General features: G+C 61.5%; 5 protein-coding genes. All 5 read right to left on the reverse strand.

The window, feature by feature from the left end; all coding sequences use genetic code 11:
• Positions 1-12 precede the first annotated feature (12 nt).
• Positions 13-738, reverse strand: coding sequence for a ribonuclease PH (gene rph, locus DXB98_RS03045; RefSeq protein WP_117743104.1), 726 nt, complete (start codon positions 736-738; stop codon positions 13-15).
• A gap of 55 nt (positions 739-793) precedes the next feature.
• Positions 794-1678, reverse strand: coding sequence for a glutamate racemase (gene murI, locus DXB98_RS03050; RefSeq protein ID WP_117743105.1), 885 nt, complete (start codon positions 1676-1678; stop codon positions 794-796).
• A gap of 51 nt (positions 1679-1729) precedes the next feature.
• Positions 1730-2641 carry an HAD family hydrolase gene (locus tag DXB98_RS03055; protein ID WP_117743106.1) on the reverse strand — a complete coding sequence of 304 codons (912 nt, stop codon included), beginning with the start codon at positions 2639-2641 and terminating at the stop codon, positions 1730-1732.
• A gap of 107 nt (positions 2642-2748) precedes the next feature.
• A complete protein-coding gene (locus tag DXB98_RS03060; protein WP_117743107.1) occupies positions 2749-4311 on the reverse strand; it encodes a Mur ligase family protein in 1563 nt (520 codons plus the stop codon).
• Positions 4312-4423: 112 nt separating this feature from the next.
• The gene (asnB, locus tag DXB98_RS03065; protein ID WP_117743108.1) at positions 4424-6304 is read right to left on the reverse strand and encodes an asparagine synthase (glutamine-hydrolyzing); all 1881 of its coding nucleotides are present in this window, start codon (positions 6302-6304) and stop codon (positions 4424-4426) included.
• Positions 6305-6469: the final 165 nt, after the last annotated feature.

Below are 6469 nucleotides of genomic sequence, written 5' to 3' on the forward strand. Positions count from 1 at the left end.
CTTTTTGGCAGGTTAGGCGAGGGCTTGGCGCTGGAGCTCGATGAGCTCGGCGATACCCTTGTCGCCCAGGTCGAGCAGGGCGTTGAGGCGTTTGCGGTCGAAGGGCGCCTGCTCGCCGGTGCCCTGGAGCTCGATCATCTCACCGGTGTCGGTGGCGACGAGGTTCATGTCGACCTCGGCATGGCTGTCCTCGGAATAATCGAGGTCAAGCAGCGTATTGCCGTCGACAACGCCCATGGAGATGGCAGCCACCTGGCCGGTAAGCGGGATGCGCTCGATCTTGCCTGCCTCGACCCACATGGCGAGGGCGTCGTGCAGCGCCACCCAGGCGCCGGTAATGCTTGCCGTACGTGTACCACCATCGGCCTGGATCACGTCGCAGTCGACGGTGACGGTGTACTCGCCGAGCGCCTTCATGTTGACGACGGTACGCAGGCTACGGCCAATGAGGCGCTCGATCTCCATGGAGCGGCCTTTGCGGTTGGCGTGCTCGCGCTTGCAGCGCTTGCCGGTCGATGCCGGTAGCATGGCGTACTCCGCCGTTACCCAACCGGCCTTGGCGCCCTTGCGCCAGCCCGGCACGCCCTCCTCGATAGTAGCGGCGCACAGCACGCGCGTGTCGCCGAACTCGGCCAAACACGAGCCGCGGGCGTGCTTCATGACGCCACGGGTGAGCTTAACGGGGCGCAGCTCATCGGCGGCGCGGCCGTTGGCGCGGTTGACCTGCATGTACTCCATAGAAATATCCTTTCGGCAAAAGGTGAAAGTGAGCCTTTGGTCGGTGGCCTTACATCTATTTCAGCTCATCGATATCGATATGTTCTATGCTCTTGAGCGGCTGTCCAAAGATAAAGCTGCCCGCCACCGCAAACTCAGCAATGTTATCGGCCGTCGTGGCAAAACGATGCTGCGGCTCGGCGGCGTCGCCCGCCAGCTGCTCGCGGCGCGTGAGGATATCGGTCAGCTCGCGGGTGGTTTCCTCGGCAGAACTCACCACGCGCACCCCGGACCCCAGTGCATGGCGAATGGGCCCCACCAGCAGCGGAAAATGCGTGCATCCAAGCACCACGGTATCGATGCCGCGATCGTGCAGCGGCTCGACCGTGGCGCCGACCAGCGCGCGCACGGCAGGCGTATCAAAGATATCCTCGTTCTCGAGCCACTGCTCCTGCAGGTGCGCACCCGACGCGAGCTCGTGCTCGACGACCTCGACAAAACTCGAGGCAGGGCAGCCGTACACGTCCACGCCGGCATCCAGGTCTTGGATGGCGCGCGTGTAGGCACCCGAACGGATGGTGAGGTTAGTGGCAAGCACGCCCACGCGGCGCGTGCGGGTGCTGTTGATGGCCGCACGCGCGCCCGGCGCGATCACGCCGATCACAGGAACGTCGAGCACCTGCTGGGCCAGACGCAACGCCGCGGCCGTTGCCGTGTTGCAGGCGATGACCATAATCTTGACGTCGTGCCTCGAAAGCCAGCGCCCCGCCTGCAGCGCAAACGAGCGCACCTCATCCTCGGTGCGAGTGCCGTAAGGGCAGCGCTTAGTATCGCCAAAGTAGTAAACAGACTCGTGCGGAAGCGCCGTGGCAATTGCCCGTGCGACCGTCAGGCCGCCCAGGCCCGAGTCGAACACGCCGATGGGGCGCGTGTCCCCGGCCAGATTCTCGATATCGGACATTACCTCACCAGATTCTCTCTCGAAAAATGCGGCCACGCGTGATGCGTCGCGCTATGAACGGGCCGCAACAAGCAGCTCAGCCGTTGCCACCCAGCCGTCGACAATCTTGCCGCGCGTAACGAAAGCGTTCTCGCAAGCAGCCAGGAACTCGGGCGCGCCGGCGCTCGTCAGGCCATTCTCGACCAGGCAGAACGTGCCCACGTGATCGGCCATGTAAAAGTCGGACTCGGAATCGCCGAGCGCCAACGTCTCCTCGCGCTCGATCCCTAGGTGCTCGCAGAAGCGCGCAATAGCGACGCCTTTGTTGAGGCCCGCGGGATTGATGTTGAATGCCCGGCCGTCCTCGACGCGATCGAGCTCGAGCGTCGTCGGCTTGGACAGGTGAGTCAGATGGCCGTTGCAAGCCCAGATCAGACCGCAGCCGGCCTCGTCCAGGATGGCCTGGACCTCATCGTCGGGCACATCGCCGCGCATGCCGACGGTGACCTCACGGTATTTGTAGCCGGTCGACATGTCGTTGTGGTACTCGATCTTGTGCGGCCAGCGGGCAAGGATCTTCTCGCACACGCCGGTCTGCTCGATCACCTGGTGCGGAGTAAGGCCACAGGCGGGGTCGTAAGGCATGTCGCCGGTCAGATACTCCCAATCGTTGGCTTTGAGGTCGTACATGACCAGGCCGCCCATCTCACCAATGTAGGAGTTGAGGCCAAGCACGCGCGCGTCCTCGTGGATCATGGTACGGTTGCGGCCCGAGGTAGGAACCACCTGAATACCAGCGCGAGCGAGCGCCACGACGGCCTCGACGAGTTTGGTCGAGGGGTTGCCGTCGTTGTCGCGCAGCACGCACGAGCCGGGCGCGAGCATGGTGGCGTCCAGGTCGGTAAAGACGTACTTAACCTTGGCCAAGCGCTCGCGCATCTCGCCCGAAAGCTCGGCAACGGTCGGCAGGGTGTTGTGGGACATGGTTACTCCGTTTACGTAGAAGGGTTTGGACTTGGACGGCATGTTTTGATTGAGGGAACACGCTTATGGCGACAGCGTACTCAGGGCGCCGCCGCCATCATGGTTCATTAGTCAAACTGGGTAACATCGATCAGGCGATTGGCCAGCGAAAGGTCGCTCTCGATGGGCACGAATTCGTCGCCCACGTGCATGAGCTCCTCGTCACCCTTTGCCAGCAGCAAGACAATGGTGGGAGCATCGGGGTTGACGTACTCCTCGCGCGCCGCCTTGAACGCCGCATGCACAGCGGCTTCGCGATCGAGGATGATCTTGTTCGGCGTATCGTCGGGAACATGTTCGGCAAGCTCGCGACAGACCTTCATCGGGTCCTCGTGAGCTGGATCCTCGTTCGTAAAGATCATCAGGTCGGAATATGGTGCGGCCTCGCGTGGCAATTGCTCGCGGCGCTCCTGAGCCTTGCCGCCGGCGGCGCCAAACAGCGCAATGACGGGGCTGGCGGGAAACGCGCGCTTGACCGACGAGAAAAGCGAACGGAACGAAAGCTGGTTGTGCGCATAGTCAACGACGCAGATCACGCGGCCGTCCTTCGACTCCACGACCTCCATACGGCCCGGCACACGCAGTTTGGAGAGGCCCTTCTTGATGGCATCGATACCGATGCCGATCTCGCGCGCAGCGGCGATAGCGACCAGCGCGTTCTCCACGTTAAAGTCTCCCGCGATACCCAGCAGGACCTTCTCCCCCGCCTCGGACTCGTCGGCACACAGGCCATGCAAGTTGAACTCGATGCTAAAGCCGACCATGCGTACGTCGCTCGCCCACAGGCTTGCCTCGGGATGCTCGACGCCAACGGTCACCAAGCGCTCGGCCGTCGACGCTGCCTCCAGCACACGGTCGACCTCTTCGGTGCCCAGATTCACCACGGCGGTCTTTGCCTGGTCAAAGATCCTGAGTTTGCTCTCAAAATAATCCTCGAAGGTCGGGTGCTCGATCGGCGAGATGTGGTCGCGGCCGATGTTGAGGAAGCACGCCACGTCAAACGGCAGGTTCTCGACGCGCTGGTACTTGAGCGCCTGGCTCGAGACCTCCATGACCATGGACTGGCGACCGGACGTGCGGCAGTTGGCGATATGGCGCCAGACCTCGGGGGCCTCGGGCGTAGTATTGGTGCTCTCGTAGCACTCGATACCATCGTCGGTACTCACCGAGCCGATCATGCCGCAGGACTCGCCCGCCGCCTTGATGATGGACTGGAGCATAAAAGCGGCCGTGGTCTTTCCCTTGGTGCCGGTGATGCCCACGATCTTGACGTCGTGGTCGGGACGGTCGTAGACCTCCGGCGGCAACAGGGCCATGGCCGTGCGGACGCTATCAACAACCAGCATCGCAGCACCGCTCTCCTTCGCCAGCGGCTCCAGAGACTCGACCAGCGACTCCTCGCACACAAATGCGACGGCGCCAGCATCGAGCGCCATGCTCAAAAACGCGGGCTTAAAGGCAGCACCTTTGCAGAAGAACACGTCACCTGCCGAGACCGCGCGCGAATCAAACGAGCAGCCGGTCACGGCACGCTCGTCAACCTGCTCTGATGCGCGCAGCTCGCCGCACACATCGAGAAGCTTGGCAAGCGTATCGACCGTGGTCACGGTCGCGGAATCCGAATGGTGCATCTTTCACCTTTCTCAGCCATTTGGCAGGGACGGTTTTTATAGTAACTGAAACGCACCCACGCAAAAACGGCTCCCGGAGGAGCCGTTACGCGCAGGCGTTCGTAAGCCGAGGCTAGGCAGCCTGAACAGTGGGCTGGTCCTCGTCGATAAAGAAGCGCTTGTACCACACCAAGAACACGAGCGGCGTATAGATCTTGCGCTGGAAATCGCCCTTGCCCGCAAAGTGCAGATCGAGTAGGTGCATGAGCTCGTCGGTATCGAAGAACTCGCTTGCCCACGGCGCGGTGAAGTACTCCTTGACATAGTCGTACCACTTTTGCTCGCGCAGCCAGTAGATAATCGGCACCGGGAAGCCCACCTTGGGACGGGTGGCCCACTCATCGGGCAGCGACTTGTTGGCAGCGTGGCGGAGTACCTGTTTGTTGCCGTTCTCGTTGATGCGGTAGCGGTCGGGAATGTGCTCGGCGAACTCCATGACTTTGCGGTCCAGGAAGGGCACGCGCAGCTCCAGCGAGTGCGCCATGCACATCTTGTCGGCCTTGAGCAGAATGTCGCCCGGGAGCCACATGTTCATGTCCAGGTACTGCTTCTTGACCAGCTCGGGCTGACCCTTCACGCGCGCATAGATGGGAGCGGCAAGCTCGAAGGCGCCATCGCCGGTGTTGTACTCGGGCTTGAGCACGCCGTCGACCTCGCGCTCCGGCCATACCAGAGCCTGTCCCAGGAACGACTTCTCGGGGATCTCGGCACCCTTGACCAGGAAGTTATGTCCCTTGAAGTACGGCATATGCAGCGCCAGGTTACCGAGCGCGCGACGGATGGGCAGCGGCACCATCTTTTTGTACTTGCGCACCGGGACCGTGTCCTCGTAGTAGGCGTAGCCGCCAAAGAGCTCGTCGGCGCCTTCGCCCGAAAGCACGACGGTGACGTCCTTGCGGGCCATCTCGGCCAAGAACCACAGCGGCACGGAAGACAGGTTGGACTGCGGCTCGTCCATGTGATACTGGATGTCCTCGAGCGCACCGAAGAACTCGTCGGCGGTAATCATCTTGCGAACGTTTTCGACGCCGAGCTTATCGGAAAGCTCCTTGGCGTAGTTGGTCTCGTTGAAGTTCTTGTAGTCAAAGCCCACCGAGAAGGTCTTGTCGGGCATGAGGCAAGCGGCGATGTAGCTGGAGTCGACGCCACCGGAGAGGAACGACGCGACCTTGACGTCGGCGATGCGATGGGCCTCGACGCTCTCGTGCACGACTTCGTCCAGCTCATCGACATACTCTTCGAACGGCTTCTCGACGGCAGAGTAATCGCAATCCCAGTAGCGCTCGATGTTCATCTTGCCGGTCGGGATATCGACGGTAAAGTAGTGCGCCGGCGGCAGCTTGTAGACACCCTCGAAGAAGGTCTCCTCGGTTGCCGAATACTGCAGCGTCATGTACGGACGCAGAGCCTTTTTGTTGACCGCCTTGTGGAAGTGCGGGTAGTCTAGGAAGCTCTTGATCTCGGAGCCAAAGAGCACGCCCGGAGCGCCGTCGCCCGCATCGGACATGGGATAGTAGTAAAGCGGCTTGATGCCAAAGATGTCACGGGCGCCAAAAAGCTTGTTCTTCTTTTTGTCCCAGATGACGAAGGCGTACATACCGCGCAGGCGATCGAGGACGGCCTCGCCCCACTCCTCGTAGCCGTGCAGGAGGCTCTCGGTGTCGGCGCCGCAATGGAACTTGTAGCCCTTGGCTTCGAGCTCGGAACGGAGTTCTTGGAAGTTGTAGATCTCACCGTTGAAGACAATGACGACGCTACCGTCCTCGTTGGCCATGGGTTGGGCGCCAGCCTCGGTCAGGTCGAGGATCGACAGGCGGCGGAAGCCGAGGGCAACGCGGCCGTCGATAAACTGACCGCCCATGTCGGGACCGCGATGGACGATGCGGTCCATCATCTTGGTGAGCACCTCGGATTGGTTATCCGTCCCACCGACAAAACCGACAAAACCGCACATATACTATCCCCTCTGCTGTTGCTGGGCATCAAATCGAATCAGTAGCTTTTGAGTATACCCGAGGGCGTAAAGAGGGGCGGAATGTTCAGGCAATCTCAACTGAATCAGCTCCGCTGTGACACGCGGGTTGATTTCCGATCTCAGCCGAACACATTGAGCAAATAG

This window comes from Collinsella sp. OM07-12 (assembly GCF_003438275.1).
Taxonomy (GTDB): domain Bacteria; phylum Actinomycetota; class Coriobacteriia; order Coriobacteriales; family Coriobacteriaceae; genus Collinsella.

Bases quoted from the DNA above. Each gene is read 5' to 3' on its own strand.
- rph (WP_117743104.1), bottom strand. From the start codon at position 738: ATGGAGTACATGCAGGTCAACCGCGCCAACGGCCGCGCCGCCGATGAG.
- murI (WP_117743105.1), bottom strand. From the start codon at position 1,678: ATGTCCGATATCGAGAATCTGGCCGGGGACACGCGCCCCATCGGCGTG.
- DXB98_RS03055 (WP_117743106.1), bottom strand. From the start codon at position 2,641: ATGTCCCACAACACCCTGCCGACCGTTGCCGAGCTTTCGGGCGAGATG.
- DXB98_RS03060 (WP_117743107.1), bottom strand. From the start codon at position 4,311: ATGCACCATTCGGATTCCGCGACCGTGACCACGGTCGATACGCTTGCC.
- asnB (WP_117743108.1), bottom strand. From the start codon at position 6,304: ATGTGCGGTTTTGTCGGTTTTGTCGGTGGGACGGATAACCAATCCGAG.